Source organism: Sphingomonas trueperi (assembly GCF_040545665.1).
Lineage (GTDB): Bacteria > Pseudomonadota > Alphaproteobacteria > Sphingomonadales > Sphingomonadaceae > Sphingomonas > Sphingomonas trueperi_B.
In genome coordinates this window covers 108,093-120,673 of the sequence record NZ_JBEPMH010000007.1, presented here as the reverse complement: position 1 = coordinate 120,673, position 12,581 = coordinate 108,093, and the positions used below count along the sequence as shown (strand labels likewise).

Below are 12,581 nucleotides of genomic sequence, written 5' to 3'. Positions count from 1 at the left end.
GGAACGAAGGGGCTGCTTGCCAATCGGCTGCCATTCCGCCAATCCCCGGCCCCATGAACGCACCCGTCCCCAAGCCCTGGGTGATGGCCATCGCCCCCTATGTCCCGGGCCGCGCCACCACCGATTCGGGCAAGCCCGCCGCCAAGCTCTCGTCGAACGAGAATCCCTTCGGCACGCCCCAGGCCGCGCGCGACGCCTATGCCGCCGCCGCGACCGAGCTGGAGCGCTATCCCGATGCCGGCGCGGTCGCGCTGCGCGGGGCGCTGGGCGCGCATTACGGCGTGGAGCCCGAGCGGATCGTCTATGGCACCGGCTCGGACGAGGTACTGCATCTGGCGGCAGGCGCGTTCGCGGGCGTTGGCGACGAGATCATCTATGTCCGCTACGGTTTCGCGGTGTACGACATCGCCGCAAGGCGGGTCGGCGCGACGCCGGTAGTGGCGCCCGATCGCGACTATGCAACCGATGTCGACGCGATCCTCGCCTGCGTGACCGAGAAGACCAAGCTCGTCTTCCTCGCCAATCCGAACAACCCGACCGGCACCTACACGGCGCGTGAAGAGATCGCCCGCCTCCATGCCGCGCTGCCCAAGAGCGTGCTGCTGGTGCTCGACCAAGCCTATACCGAGTATCTCGAGCCCGGGGACGACGATGGCGGGCTCGAGCTCGCCCGCACCCAGCCCAACGTGCTGGTGACGCGCACCTTCTCCAAGATCTTCGGCCTCGCTTCGGAGCGGGTCGGCTGGGGCTATGCCCATCCCGACATCATCGCCGCGATGCACCGCATCCGCGCGCCCTTCGCGTTCAGCATCGGCGCGGGGCGCGCGGCGATCGCGGCGCTGGGCGACAAGGATTTCGTCGAACACAGCCGCGCGCACAATGCGCAGTGGCGCCAGTGGTTCGCCGACGAAATCGCCGGCATGGGCAACAAGGGCGTCCGCGCGGTGCCGTCCAAGGCGAACTTCCAGCTCGTCCTGTTCGAGGGCGAGGTGACCGGCGAGCAGGCCTACAAGCAGCTGATGGAGGACGGCTATATCGTCCGCTGGCTGCCCGGCCAGGGTCTGCCGCACGGGCTGCGCATCACCATCGGCACCGAGGAAGAGATCAAGGGCGTGGCCGCCTCGCTGCGCCGCTTGCTCGGCGCCTGATGCTGCCCTTCGCGCGCGTCACCATCCTCGGCCTCGGGCTGATCGGCTCGTCGATCGCCCGCGGCATCCGCCAGCACATGCCGAGCGTGCGAGTGACCGGCTATGACGCCGATCCGGCCGTGCGCGAGACGGCGGTGGTGATCGACCTGTGCGACGACGTGGCGGACAGCGCTGGAACCTCGGTGATCGATGCCGATCTGGTGATCCTTTGCGTGCCGGTGGGTGCGATGGGCGCGGTGGCGGCGGAGTTCGCCGCCGACCTACCCGCCGACGCGATCGTCAGCGATGTCGGCTCGTCCAAGCTGAGCGTGATCGAGGCGGTGCGCGAGGCCCTGCCGAACGCGACCTTCATCCCGGCGCACCCGGTAGCGGGCACCGAGAATAGCGGGCCGACCGCCGGCTTCGCCTCGCTGTTCCACCATCGCTGGTGCATCGTCACGCCCCCCGAGGGCAGCGATCCGCTGGCGGTGGAGCGGGTGAGCGAATTCTGGCGGCGGCTCGGGGCGAATGTCGAGACGATGGAGCCGGGGCATCACGACCGCGTGCTGGCGGTGACCAGCCATCTGCCCCACCTGATCGCCTACACGATCGTCGGCACCGCCTCGGACCTGGAAGAAGTCACCCAGTCCGAGGTGATCAAATATTCGGCCGGCGGCTTCCGCGACTTCACCCGCATCGCGGCGTCCGACCCGACGATGTGGCGCGACGTGTTCCTGAGCAACCGCGAGGCGGTGCTCGACATGCTCCAGCGCTTCACCGAGGACCTGACCGCGCTCCAGCGCGCGATCCGCTGGGGCAAGGGCGACGAGCTGTTCGAGCTGTTCAGCCGCACCCGCGCGATCCGCCGTTCGATCATCGACCAGGGGCAGGACGATGCCCGGCCGGACTTCGGGCGCTCGCACGAGTAAATTCAGCCACACATCTAAGCCGTCATTCCGGCGAAAGCCGGAATCCATTCGCCTCTACGCTTCAGCAAGAGCCGTGCCGGAGACCCCAATGGATCCCGGCTTTCGCCGGGATGACGGTTCCGGGGTGCGGTTCAGCCCCCGGTGACCGGCCGCTGCGGTTCGCGCGATACCAGCCGCTCACTCTGCCGCTGGCAGGCGGCCTGCACGACGGGATAGTCGACATCCGTCGCGCGACGAAGTGCGGACTCCATGGCTTCCTGGCAGGCGACCTGCGACGTATAGCGGGCGGGTTCCAGGCGGACCTGGCGGCAGGCCTGCGCATCGTCGCTGCAGCCCATGATCGCCAGCACGTAAAGCAGTTGGTCCATGATCGTGACCTCCTGCCCGATTCAACGGACGGACCTCCGGGCTGTTCCCGTGGTTGCGTCATGCCCGCCTGCGTCCCAGATTAGGGCGGATGCCTCCCGAAACCTCGTCCTCCACGCTCGACCGGCCCATGTTAGGCACGATGAAGCGCTTTCTGCCGTATTTGTGGCCGCGCCATGCGCCGGGGCTGCGGATTCGGATCGTGCTCGCGCTGCTGCTCGTGCTCTGCTCGAAGCTGGTGCAGGTCTATGGCGCGCCGTTCGCGCTGCAGGGCGCGATCGACCGGATGGCTTCGGGCCCGCGCGACGCGGTGTGGCTGATCGTCGCGCTCGTCACCGGCTATGCCGCGGCGCGGCTGGGCACGGTGCTGTTCGACAACCTCCGCAATGCGGTGTTCGAGCGGGTGGGCCAGGATGCGACCCGTCGGCTCGCCTCGGACGTGTTCCGCCATCTCCACCAGTTGTCCCTGCGCTTCCACCTCAACCGCCGCACCGGCGCGGTGACCAAGGTGGTCGAGCGCGGCACCAAGAGCATCGACACGATGCTCTATTTTCTGCTGTTCAACATCGCGCCGACCATCCTCGAACTCGGCATGGTGCTCGGCATCTTCGGCACGCGCTTCGGCTGGTGGCTGGTCGCCGGCACGCTAGCGATGGTGGTGATCTACATCGCCTTCACCCGCTGGGTGACCGACTGGCGTTCCAAGCTGCGCGAGCAGATGAACGACCTCGATACCGGCGCCGTCGCCCACGCCGTTGATTCGCTGCTCAACTTCGAGACGGTCAAATATTTCAACGCCGAAGCCCGTGAAAGCGCGCGCTACGACAAGGCGATGACGGCCTACATGAACGCCGCCGTCACCAGCGAGAATTCGCTCGCCTGGCTCAATATCGGCCAAGCGGTGATCACCAACCTGATGCTCGCCGCCGGCATGGCGCTGGTGGTGTTCGGCTGGGCGAGCGGGCGCTTCACCCCCGGCGACGTGGTGCTGGTGTCGACGTTGCTCAGCCAGCTGTTCCGCCCGCTCGACATGCTCGGCTGGGTCTATCGCACGATCCGCCAGGGCGTGATCGACATGGGCGCTATGTTCGACCTGCTCGATACCGGCGCCGAGGTGAAGGACGCCGCGGACGCCCAGCCGCTCGCCGTCCAGCAGGGGCATGTGCGCTTCGAGGGCGTGCAGTTCGGCTATGACGCGGATCGCCAGATCCTGAAGGGCATCGATCTCGACATCCCGGCGGGCGCGACCGTCGCGGTCGTCGGTCCCTCGGGGGCGGGCAAGTCGACGCTCGCGCGGCTGATGTACCGCTTCTACGACGTGACCGGCGGCCGCATCACCATCGACGGGCAGGACATCCGCGAGGTGACCCAGACGAGCCTCCGCGCCGCGATCGGCATCGTCCCCCAGGATACGGTGCTGTTCAACGAGACGATCGGCTACAACATCGCCTATGGCCGCGAGGGCGCGACCGAGGCGGAGATCGCCGATGCGGTGCGCGGCGCGTCGATCGCCAACTTCATCCAGGCGCTGCCCGACGGGCTCGACACGCGGGTGGGCGAGCGCGGCCTCAAGCTCTCCGGCGGCGAGAAGCAGCGCGTGGCGATCGCTCGCACGCTGGTGAAGAATCCGCCGATTCTGATCCTCGACGAAGCGACCAGTGCGCTCGACAGCCGCACCGAGGCGGACATCCAGGCGACGCTCGAGTCGATCGAGCAGGGCCGCACCACGATCGTCATCGCCCACCGGCTGTCGACGGTGGTGCATGCGGACCGGATCGTCGTGCTGGAGGCGGGCCGGGTGGTCGAGCAGGGCACCCATGCCGAGCTGCTGCGCGAAGGCGGGATCTACGCCGAAATGTGGGCGCGGCAGGCGCAGGAGCGCGAGGAAGGCGAAGCGCCGGTCGCGGAGTGACCGCGCGCCGTGCTCACCGTTAGGGTGGCGGAACTTCCTGCGCGTCCGGCGCGATAGCTGCTAGCATCTCCCAAACGCGGAGGTGGGCGCATGGGGAAGAATCGATCGATGCGGATAGCGTTCGGATTGGCAGGCGTGGGCGTGCTCGGGCTGGCCGGATGGTCGGCCTGGGCGGGGCGCAAGGCCGAGGCGATGGTGCCGGCGGACGGCCGCTTCGTCGATGTTGACGGCGCAACGCTGCACATCGTCGAGCTGGGGCCGCAGGATGCGGCCGGGCCGGCGATCGTGATGATCCATGGCATCATGGCGCAACTGCGCAACTTCAGCCACTCGCTCGCCGGACGGCTGGCCAAGGACCATCGCGTGATCCTGGTCGATCGCCCAGGCTGGGGCCATTCGCGGCTCACGGGTCCGCGGCCCGATCTCGCGCGGCAGGGGCGGATGATCGCGGAGGCGATCGAGACACTGAGCCTGCAGAAGCCGCTGGTGGTTGGCCATTCGATGGGCGGGGCGGTGGCGCTGGCGCTTGCCACCGAGCGACCCGAGGTGCCCGGCGCGCTCGCGCTGATCGCGCCGCTGACTCAGATGGTCGAGCAGCCGCCGGCGGTGTTCCGCGGCCTGATGGCGCCGCCGGGCCTCCGCGAGGTGCTCGCCTGGACGATCGCGGTGCCGATGGCCGTGGCGTTTGGGAAGCAGGGGGCGGAGGCGGTGTTCGCGCCCGATCCGGTGCCGGCGGACTTCGCCACGGCGGGCGGCGGGGCGCTGTCGGCGCGCGCGTCCGCCTATCAGATGGGCAGCTTCGAGATCCGCATGGCGCAGCAGGCGATGCCGCCGCTGATCGCGCGATACGGCGAGATCCGGGTGCCGGTGTCGATCCTGTACGGCCGGCAGGATGCGCTGCTCGATCCGGCGCTGCACGGCGAGCGGACGGCAGCGGAGATCGCCGGGGGCAGGGTCACGCTGGTCGATGGCGGGCACATGCTGCCGCTGACGCACCCCGACGCGACGGAGGCATGGTTACGCGAGGTGTTGGCTAGTTTGTGATACTCCCCCGGCTCGCTGGGGAGGAATGGCTTACGTCGCCTCGGCGATCAGCTTGGCGGCGGCGTCGCCCGCCCAGTCGAACTCGCCGGAGACGCGCCACACTTCCTTGCCGGCCGAATCGTACAGGATCGTCGTCGGCAGGTTGACGCCGAGCTGGACGCTGAACGCCGTGTCGGTATCCAGATACGGCTTGAGGTGCTGGTACCCATTCTTCTGGAAGAAGGGGCCGACGACCTCCATCCCCTTGAGGTCCTGACTCAACGGCAGCACAACAAGCGTGTCCCCCATCTTGCCCGCCAGCGTATCGAGCGTGGGCATCTCCTTGATGCACGGCACGCACCAAGTCGCCCACAGGTTGAGCAGCACCGGCTTGCCCTTGAGGGCCGCCAGCGTGGCCTTCTTGCCCGCCGCATCGGTGAACGGAATCGTCGGCGCCGCCTCGCCCTTGTGGCTGCGGTCGACCGCGCCGCCCGGCGCGGGCACGCTTGCATTGGCGGGCGCCGTTACGTTCGCTTGCTGAGAAGGCTGCGATTGCTTATCGCACCCCGCAACTGCGAGGGCGCCCAGAAGGAGAAGACCGATCACCGAGCGCAAGGACAGCTCCAATTCCATGTGGGGAGGGCGCTTCGCCGAAGGCCCGTCCGCGGTGATGCGCGAGATAAACGCCTCCATTCCCTTCGACAAGCGAATGTGGCGGCAGGATCTGCGCGGATCGAAGGCGCATGTCGCGATGCTGGGCCAGCAGGGGATCGTCGGCGCCGAAGACGCAGCGACGATCGGCGCGGGCCTTGACCAGGTTGCCGAGGAGTTCGCCGCGAACGGCGTGCCCGAGGATCTCGCGCTCGAAGACATCCACATGCTCTCCGAAAGCCGGCTGGCGGAAAAGATCGGCCCCGTGGCGGGCCGCCTCCACACCGCGCGCTCGCGCAACGACCAGGTCGCGACCGACTTCCGCCTCTGGGTGCGCGATGCGATCGACCAGGCCGATGCGGCGCTGGGCGCGCTGCAGGACGCGCTGCTGGCGCGGGCCGAGCAGCATGCCGACAGCGTGATGCCGGGCTTCACCCACCTCCAGGTCGCGCAGCCGGTGACGCTGGGCCACCATCTGATGGCCTATTTCGAGATGTTCGCGCGCGACCGCTCGCGGTTGCACGATGCTCGCGCGCGGATGAACCTGTGCCCGCTGGGCTCGGCGGCGCTGGCCGGCACCGGCTTCAACCTCGATCGCGAGGCCACCGCCAAGGCGCTGGGCTTTGACGGTCCGACCCGCAACTCGCTCGATTCGGTATCGGATCGCGACTTCGCGCTCGATTACCTGACGGCGGCGGCGCAGTGCAGCCTCCACCTCAGCCGGCTGGCCGAGGAATTTGTGATCTGGGCCAGCCAGCCCTTCGGCTTCGTCGCGCTGTCCGACCAATGGTCGACCGGCAGCTCGATCATGCCGCAGAAGCGCAATCCCGACGCGGCCGAGCTGGTGCGCGGGCATTCCGGCCGGATCAGCGGCGCGCTGTTCAGCCTGATGATGACGATGAAGGGGCTGCCGCTCGCCTATTCGAAGGACATGCAGGACGACAAGCCGCCGGTGTTCGAGGCGCACGACCTGCTCGGCCTCAGCATCGCGGCGATGACCGGCATGGTCGAGAGCGCGACCTTCCGGCTGGAGCGGATGCGCGCGGCTGCAGAGGCCGGTTTCTCGACCGCCACCGACCTCGCCGACTGGCTGGTGCGCGAGGGCGGCATCCCGTTCCGCGAGGCGCACCACATCACCGGCCGCGCGGTGGCGAAGGCCGAAGCCGACGGCATCCGGCTCGACCAGTTGCCGATCGCAGCGCTCCAGGAAATCGATGCACGGATCGATGAACGCGTGTACGGCGTTCTCAGCGTCGACGCATCGGTGAACAGCCGGACCAGCTTCGGCGGCACGGCACCGTCGCGCGTTCGCGCGGCGATAGCGGCGGCTCGCAAGGGCCGTGAGGAGGAAGCATGAGGAAGCGACTGCTGCTCGTCGTACCGGCCCTGGGCTTGGCACTGAGCGGCTGCGGCGTGCGCGAGGCCCTGGCCCCGCCGCCGGGGGCATCGCTGCCGGTGGCGCCGTACGGCGCCGCGGCGACGCCCACGCCTCCCGACCTTCTCAAAGCGCCCGCCCAGACTCGCCCCTCGCGCAGCGACGACCTGATCCAGGCGTCCGAAGCGCGGCGGAGCGACGAGTTCGACCTGCCACCCAACTGATTTTGGCGGCCCCGAGAGCATCTTGCTCTAACGCCGCACCCAGAGGCCCATGACCGATTTCTCGATGATCGACGGCGAACTGCACGTCGAATCGCTGCCCCTCGCGCGCATCGCCGCCGAGGTGGGTACGCCCGTCTATGTCTATTCCACCGAACGCTTCCAGGCCAATGCCCGCGCCTTTCGTGACGCGCTGAAGCCGCTGGGGCGCATCCACCTCGCCTTCGCGATCAAGGCCAATCCCAATCTCGCGGTGCTCAAGCTGCTGGCGAACGAGGGCTTCGGCGCCGACGTCGTCTCGGGCGGCGAGATGGCGCGCGCGCTGGCGGCGGGCGTGGCGCCCAAGGACATCGTCTTCTCGGGCGTCGGCAAGACCCGCCGCGAGCTGGTCAAGGGGCTGGAGGCCGGGATCGGCCAGTTCAACCTCGAGCTGGTCGAGGAAGGCGAAGTGCTGGCGGCACTCGCAGCCGAGCGCGGGCTGACCGCGCGGGCAGCGCTGCGCGTCAATCCGGACGTTGATGCCGGCACGCACGAGAAGATCTCGACCGGCAAGGCGGAGAACAAGTTCGGCCTGCCGATCGGCGAGGCGCCGGCGATCTTCGATCGGCTCGGCAACCTCCCCGGCCTCGATCTGCACGGCATCGCGGTGCATATCGGCAGCCAGCTGCTCGGGTTGGCCCCACTGGAGGCCGCGTTCGAGCGCGTCGGCCGGCTGCTCGCCGAGCTGCGCGCGAACGGCCATACCATCACGCATGTCGATCTCGGCGGCGGGCTGGGCGTCGCCTATCGCCCCGGCGAGGTACCGCCGACGCCGGAAGCCTATGCCGAGATGGTCGCGCGAGTGACCAAGGACTGGGATGTCGAACTGATGTTCGAGCCCGGCCGCACCATCGCCGGCAGCGCGGGCGTGCTGGTCACCGAAGTGCTGTGGGTGAAGCCGGGACAGGTGCATCCCTGGGTGGTGGTCGACGCGGCGATGAACGATCTCGCGCGCGTCGCGCTGTACGATGCCTATCACGGCTTCGCGGCGGTGAAGCCCAATGGCGAGCGCTTCGTCGCCAATGTCGCCGGTCCGGTGTGCGAAAGCACCGACGTGTTCGTGAAGGCGCGCGAGATCGACGCGGTCAAGGCCGGCGACCTCGCCGTGCTGGAGACCGCGGGTGCGTACGGCGCGACCATGGCCAGCACGTACAACAGCCGCCCGCTGGTGCCCGAGGTGCTGGTCTCGGGCGACCGTTACGCCATCGTCGCCGGCCGCATCTCCGCCGAGGAGATCATGGCCGCCGAGCAGGTGCCGGACTGGCTGAAGTGACGCTCGCCGCGCTGCCCCTGTTCGTGAAGCTGGCGGGGCGGCCGGTGATTCTGGTCGGCGAAGGCGAGCCGGCGGATGCCAAGCGCCGCCTGCTCGATCGTGCGGGCGCGCAGGTGGTGGGCGAGGGCGATGCCGCTGCGCTCGCCATCGTCGCGCTGGAGGAGCCCGAGGACGTGGTCGCGCGGCTCAAGGCGCGGGGCGTGCTGGTCAATTGCGTCGACCGGCCTGAATTGTGCGACTTCACCCTGCCGGCGATCGTCGACCGCGATCCGGTGCTGATCGCGATCGGCACGGGCGGGGTTTCCGCCGGGCTGGCGGCGGCGCTGCGGCAGCGGCTGGAGGCATTGCTGCCGGCGAGCCTCGGCACGCTCGCCAAAGGTCTGGGCCGTAGCCGTGCGATGATGAAGGTGCGCTGGCCCGATGCCGGGGCGAGGCGTCGCGCACTGGCCGATGCGCTGGGGGAGGGCGGCATGCTCGACCTGCTCGCGAGCGAAGGCGATGTCGATCGCTGGCTGGCCGAAGGCGCAGCACCCCAGGCCCAGCTCGTGTCACTGCGGCTGACCTCTCCCGATCCCGAGGACCTCACGCTGCGCAACGCGCGGCTGCTTGCGCAGGCGGACCGGCTTTTCCATCTAGGCGACGTGCCAGACGCCATCCTCAACCGCGCGCGTGCCGATGCCGCGCGCATTCTCGCCCGTCCGCCCGCCGATCTCGGCGAAGGCCTGTCGCTCTGGCTGGAGATGGCGGGTTGAGCGGCTTCGCCTATGTCGTGAAGGACGGGAAGGTCGAGCAGCCGACGATGCGCGCGGCGCTCGGGCAGAATGGCGGGCTCACCTGGATCCACCTCACCACCAATGACGAGCGCGCCCAGCTCTGGCTCGGCGGCGAGGCCAAGCTGTCGCCCTATGTCATCGATTCGCTGACCGCGACCGAGACCCGGCCGCGTTGCGACGCGGTGGGCGACGGCGCGGTGATCAATTTGCGCGGGCTTTCGAGCGAGGCAACGACCGCCTCCGATCCGCTCGCCTCGGTGCGAATCTACGCGATGGGCGGCTGCGTCTTCTCAGTGACGCGCAAGCATCTGAACGCGCTGCAATCGGTGCGCGAGGAACTCGAATCGCACAAGATCCTCGATCCGGGCGACCTGATCGCCGCCTTCGCCCAGGCGATCACCGAGGAACTCGATCCCGTCGTCGCCCAACTCGGCGATTCGCTCGACGATTGCGAAGAGCAGATCTCCGGCCACCGGGCCTTCGAGCTGCGGCGGATGGTCAACAAGGTGCGGGTGCAGGCGATCGGTTATCGCCGCTTCCTCAATCCGCAGCGCGCGGCGATCGAGAAGCTGGCGGGGCTGCCCGGCGACTGGCTGCGCGAGGACGACCGGCTCCACCTCTCCGCCGCTGCGGACCGCGCCGCGCGCATGGCGGAGGAAGTGGAGAGCATCCGTGAACGTGCCGCGCTGACCCACGAGACGCTCACCGACCTGCGCGGCGAACTGCTCGACCAGCGCTCGCTGGTGATCGCCATCGTCGCGATGGTGTTCCTGCCGCTGACCTTCCTCACCGGCCTGCTCGGCATGAACGTCGACGGCATCCCCTATGCGCACGAGCCCTGGGCGTTCTGGGGCGTGGTGGCGGTGTGCCTAACGATGGCACTGGGCATCACCGGCTATTTCCTCCGCCGGCATTGGTTCGAGTAACCGGCCCCTAGCCGTCATCCCGGCTTTCGCCGGAATGACGGAAGAGGGCGTCAGCGCTTCAAGAAGTCGAAGATCTGCCCGACCATCACGTCGAGCGACCCCTGGCAGTGCGACTCCACGTCCGGCGTCTCCACCGTGTTGACCGCGATCCCCATCGGTGTCGGCCAGCCGCGCAGCGCGTGGGTGATGGTGCGCAGCGCCTGCAACGTCGAGACCGACGCCTGCCAGCCCGCGGCGGTGGCGATCAGGCCCACCGGCATGCTGTCGAAATAGACGCGGTCGTCGCGGCTGAGCAGCTCGACATAGTCGAGCGCAGTCTTCACCAGCCCGGAGAGCGTGCCGTGATAGCCGGGCGAACCGATGATCACCGCGTCGGCGCTGCGCAGGGTCTCGACGAAGCGGATCACCTTGGCGTCGGTATCGCCATGTTCGGGTTCGAAATGGGGGAAGACGATGTCGGGCCCGGTGAGCAGCGTGGTGCGCGCGCCGCGCGCCTCCGCGCGGGTGAGCGCGGCGGTGAGCAGCCGGCTGGTGCTCGATTGCGCGCGAAGCGTGCCGCCGAGCGCGACGATATGGGGGGTGGTCATGCTACCTCGTTCGATCATTCGGGCTTGCCGCCCGGCTTCCATTCCGGCTTAGCGTCGCTGTTGGCCAGCGCATGCAGCGGCTCGACCAGCGACTGGATCGCCTTGGTCATGAAGGCGATGTCGATATTGGCGACGGTGTCGTCCTTGCTGTGATAGGTCGGCACCACCGCCCAGCCCGAGATGGTGTGGGCGACGACGCCCTTCCTCGCGAGCGAATAATTGTCCGAGCGCTGGAAGAAGTTCTGCTCCGGATAGGGATCGCTGGCGACCAGCGCGCCGTGGCTCTTGAGCGTCTCGCCCAGCGTCGAGCGCTCGAACCCGGTCATCATCATCGTGCCGGGGGGCAGCTTCGGATCCTGCGCGCCGATCATCTCGACCTCGACATTGGCGACGATCTGGTCGAGCGACACCGGCGGGTGTGCCCCGAAATAGGTCGAACCGTAGCCGCCGATCTCTTCCGATCCATAGGCGACGAACAGGATGCCGCGCTTGGTCTTGCCCTTGGCCGCAAGCGTGCGGGCGAGTTCGAGTACCGCGGTGGTGCCCGAAGCGTCGTCATTCGCGCCGTGCATGATCGTGCCGTCGGACTGGACGCCAAGATGATCTAGATGGGCGCTCAGCAGCAACACGCCGGCCTTGGGGTCGGTCCCCGGCAGCCAGCCGATCGCGTTGGTGGTGGTCGTGACCTTCTCTTCCACCGGCACGGTGAGCGATACCTTGGGATTCTGCTGTGCCGCCAGCGCATCGAAGGCGGCGGCCGGCAGCACGACGATCGAGGGCGCGGGTTCGCGCGGTTCATTGCGCAGCCCGGCGGGCAGGCGCGGTTCGCCGTGGAGGCCCTTGATCATTGCCTGGGTATCGGCGCTCTCGCGGACCAGTAGCAGCCGCGGCGTCTTGAACGACCGTGCCAGCCGGTAGAGCTGCATGACGGGCATCTCGCCGGTGATCAGCATCACCGGCGCGGGTGCCATGCGCGACATTGCCTTGGCGGGGGTGAGCCGGGCCACGCCCTCGCTGCCTGTGCCGTCGCCGACGAGCAGCACCGCGCCCGGCACCGGTGCGCCGTTGGCGGTGAGCGTGATCGGCGCCTTGAGCTTCAGCCGGACGATCTCGGCCTTCTGGAGATAGCCGTCCATCCCCGGCGCGGGCTGGAGGCCGAAGCCGCGGAACTGCGCGGCGACATAGGCGGCGGCGATCGCCTCGTCGGGCGTCGCGCTGCCGCGGCCGCGCAGCTCGTCGCCGGCGAGGAAGGTCTCGTGCGCGCGGACCCAGTCGGCGCTGACCTGTGCCTGTGCCGGCACCACCAGCACGCTCGCGGCGGCCCATGCCGCCAGCAGCAACCCACGCTTCATTCGCCATCCCCCGTTCGGTTCGTGCCG

13 protein-coding genes are annotated in these 12,581 nt (G+C 68.8%); 9 read left to right on the top strand and 4 right to left on the bottom strand.

Annotated elements, in window-relative coordinates; all coding sequences use genetic code 11:
• Positions 1–53 precede the first annotated feature (53 nt).
• Positions 54–1,148, top strand: coding sequence for a histidinol-phosphate transaminase (gene hisC, locus ABIC65_RS19830; protein WP_354311022.1), 1,095 nt, complete (start codon positions 54–56; stop codon positions 1,146–1,148).
• The gene (locus tag ABIC65_RS19825) at positions 1,148–2,056 is read left to right on the top strand and encodes a prephenate/arogenate dehydrogenase family protein (protein ID WP_354311020.1); all 909 of its coding nucleotides are present in this window, start codon (positions 1,148–1,150) and stop codon (positions 2,054–2,056) included. Before hisC ends, ABIC65_RS19825 begins: the two co-directional genes overlap by 1 nt.
• A 131-nt stretch (positions 2,057–2,187) precedes the next feature.
• Here the strand turns inward: ABIC65_RS19825 and ABIC65_RS19820 are convergent, their stop codons facing one another.
• Positions 2,188–2,424, bottom strand: coding sequence for a hypothetical protein (locus ABIC65_RS19820; protein ID WP_354311018.1), 237 nt, complete (start codon positions 2,422–2,424; stop codon positions 2,188–2,190).
• An 89-nt stretch (positions 2,425–2,513) separates the two neighbouring features.
• Here ABIC65_RS19820 and ABIC65_RS19815 point away from each other — a divergent pair, with 89 nt between their 5' ends.
• Both ABIC65_RS19815 and ABIC65_RS19810 read left to right on the top strand, forming a co-directional pair.
• Positions 2,514–4,334 (top strand): ABCB family ABC transporter ATP-binding protein/permease, encoded by a 1,821-nt coding sequence (locus ABIC65_RS19815; protein WP_354311016.1) that lies wholly within the window; start codon positions 2,514–2,516, stop codon positions 4,332–4,334.
• A gap of 108 nt (positions 4,335–4,442) precedes the next feature.
• A complete protein-coding gene (locus tag ABIC65_RS19810) occupies positions 4,443–5,378 on the top strand; it encodes an alpha/beta fold hydrolase (RefSeq protein WP_354311014.1) in 936 nt (311 codons plus the stop codon).
• A gap of 30 nt (positions 5,379–5,408) precedes the next feature.
• Here ABIC65_RS19810 and ABIC65_RS19805 read toward each other — a convergent pair whose 3' ends face one another.
• Positions 5,409–5,861 carry a TlpA family protein disulfide reductase gene (locus tag ABIC65_RS19805; protein ID WP_354311012.1) on the bottom strand — a complete coding sequence of 151 codons (453 nt, stop codon included), beginning with the start codon at positions 5,859–5,861 and terminating at the stop codon, positions 5,409–5,411.
• Positions 5,862–5,988: 127 nt separating this feature from the next.
• On the opposite strand from ABIC65_RS19805, the gene argH reads away from it, so the two are divergent.
• The 5 genes from argH to ABIC65_RS19780 are packed head-to-tail and all read left to right on the top strand — an operon-like array spanning position 5,989 to position 10,615.
• The gene (gene argH / locus ABIC65_RS19800; RefSeq protein ID WP_354311010.1) at positions 5,989–7,365 is read left to right on the top strand and encodes an argininosuccinate lyase; all 1,377 of its coding nucleotides are present in this window, start codon (positions 5,989–5,991) and stop codon (positions 7,363–7,365) included.
• Positions 7,362–7,607: a hypothetical protein gene (locus ABIC65_RS19795; protein WP_064313550.1), complete on the top strand. Its 246-nt coding sequence runs from the start codon at positions 7,362–7,364 to the stop codon at positions 7,605–7,607. Before argH ends, ABIC65_RS19795 begins: the two co-directional genes overlap by 4 nt.
• 49 nt (positions 7,608–7,656) lie before the next feature.
• The gene (gene lysA, locus ABIC65_RS19790; protein ID WP_354311008.1) at positions 7,657–8,916 is read left to right on the top strand and encodes a diaminopimelate decarboxylase; all 1,260 of its coding nucleotides are present in this window, start codon (positions 7,657–7,659) and stop codon (positions 8,914–8,916) included.
• The gene (locus ABIC65_RS19785) at positions 8,913–9,668 is read left to right on the top strand and encodes a precorrin-2 dehydrogenase/sirohydrochlorin ferrochelatase family protein (RefSeq protein ID WP_354311006.1); all 756 of its coding nucleotides are present in this window, start codon (positions 8,913–8,915) and stop codon (positions 9,666–9,668) included. The genes lysA and ABIC65_RS19785 overlap by 4 nt, the downstream gene beginning before the upstream one ends.
• On the top strand, positions 9,665–10,615 hold the full coding sequence (locus tag ABIC65_RS19780; protein ID WP_354311005.1) for a zinc transporter ZntB: 951 nt from the start codon (positions 9,665–9,667) through the stop codon (positions 10,613–10,615). Before ABIC65_RS19785 ends, ABIC65_RS19780 begins: the two co-directional genes overlap by 4 nt.
• A gap of 50 nt (positions 10,616–10,665) precedes the next feature.
• Here the strand turns inward: ABIC65_RS19780 and ABIC65_RS19775 are convergent, their stop codons facing one another.
• The gene (locus tag ABIC65_RS19775) at positions 10,666–11,202 is read right to left on the bottom strand and encodes an NADPH-dependent FMN reductase (protein WP_354311004.1); all 537 of its coding nucleotides are present in this window, start codon (positions 11,200–11,202) and stop codon (positions 10,666–10,668) included.
• 14 nt (positions 11,203–11,216) lie between these two features.
• A complete protein-coding gene (locus ABIC65_RS19770; RefSeq protein WP_354311002.1) occupies positions 11,217–12,554 on the bottom strand; it encodes a M28 family peptidase in 1,338 nt (445 codons plus the stop codon).
• Between the last annotated feature and the right edge of the window lie 27 nt (positions 12,555–12,581).

Excerpts from the sequence above, each read along its gene's own strand:
- hisC (WP_354311022.1), top strand. The coding sequence starts at position 54 with ATGAACGCACCCGTCCCCAAGCCCTGGGTGATGGCCATCGCCCCCTAT.
- ABIC65_RS19825 (WP_354311020.1), top strand. The coding sequence starts at position 1,148 with ATGCTGCCCTTCGCGCGCGTCACCATCCTCGGCCTCGGGCTGATCGGC.
- ABIC65_RS19820 (WP_354311018.1), bottom strand. The coding sequence starts at position 2,424 with ATGGACCAACTGCTTTACGTGCTGGCGATCATGGGCTGCAGCGACGAT.
- ABIC65_RS19815 (WP_354311016.1), top strand. The coding sequence starts at position 2,514 with ATGCCTCCCGAAACCTCGTCCTCCACGCTCGACCGGCCCATGTTAGGC.
- ABIC65_RS19810 (WP_354311014.1), top strand. The coding sequence starts at position 4,443 with ATGCGGATAGCGTTCGGATTGGCAGGCGTGGGCGTGCTCGGGCTGGCC.
- argH (WP_354311010.1), top strand. The coding sequence starts at position 5,989 with ATGTGGGGAGGGCGCTTCGCCGAAGGCCCGTCCGCGGTGATGCGCGAG.
- ABIC65_RS19795 (WP_064313550.1), top strand. The coding sequence starts at position 7,362 with ATGAGGAAGCGACTGCTGCTCGTCGTACCGGCCCTGGGCTTGGCACTG.
- lysA (WP_354311008.1), top strand. The coding sequence starts at position 7,657 with ATGACCGATTTCTCGATGATCGACGGCGAACTGCACGTCGAATCGCTG.
- ABIC65_RS19775 (WP_354311004.1), bottom strand. The coding sequence starts at position 11,202 with ATGACCACCCCCCATATCGTCGCGCTCGGCGGCACGCTTCGCGCGCAA.
- ABIC65_RS19770 (WP_354311002.1), bottom strand. The coding sequence starts at position 12,554 with ATGAAGCGTGGGTTGCTGCTGGCGGCATGGGCCGCCGCGAGCGTGCTG.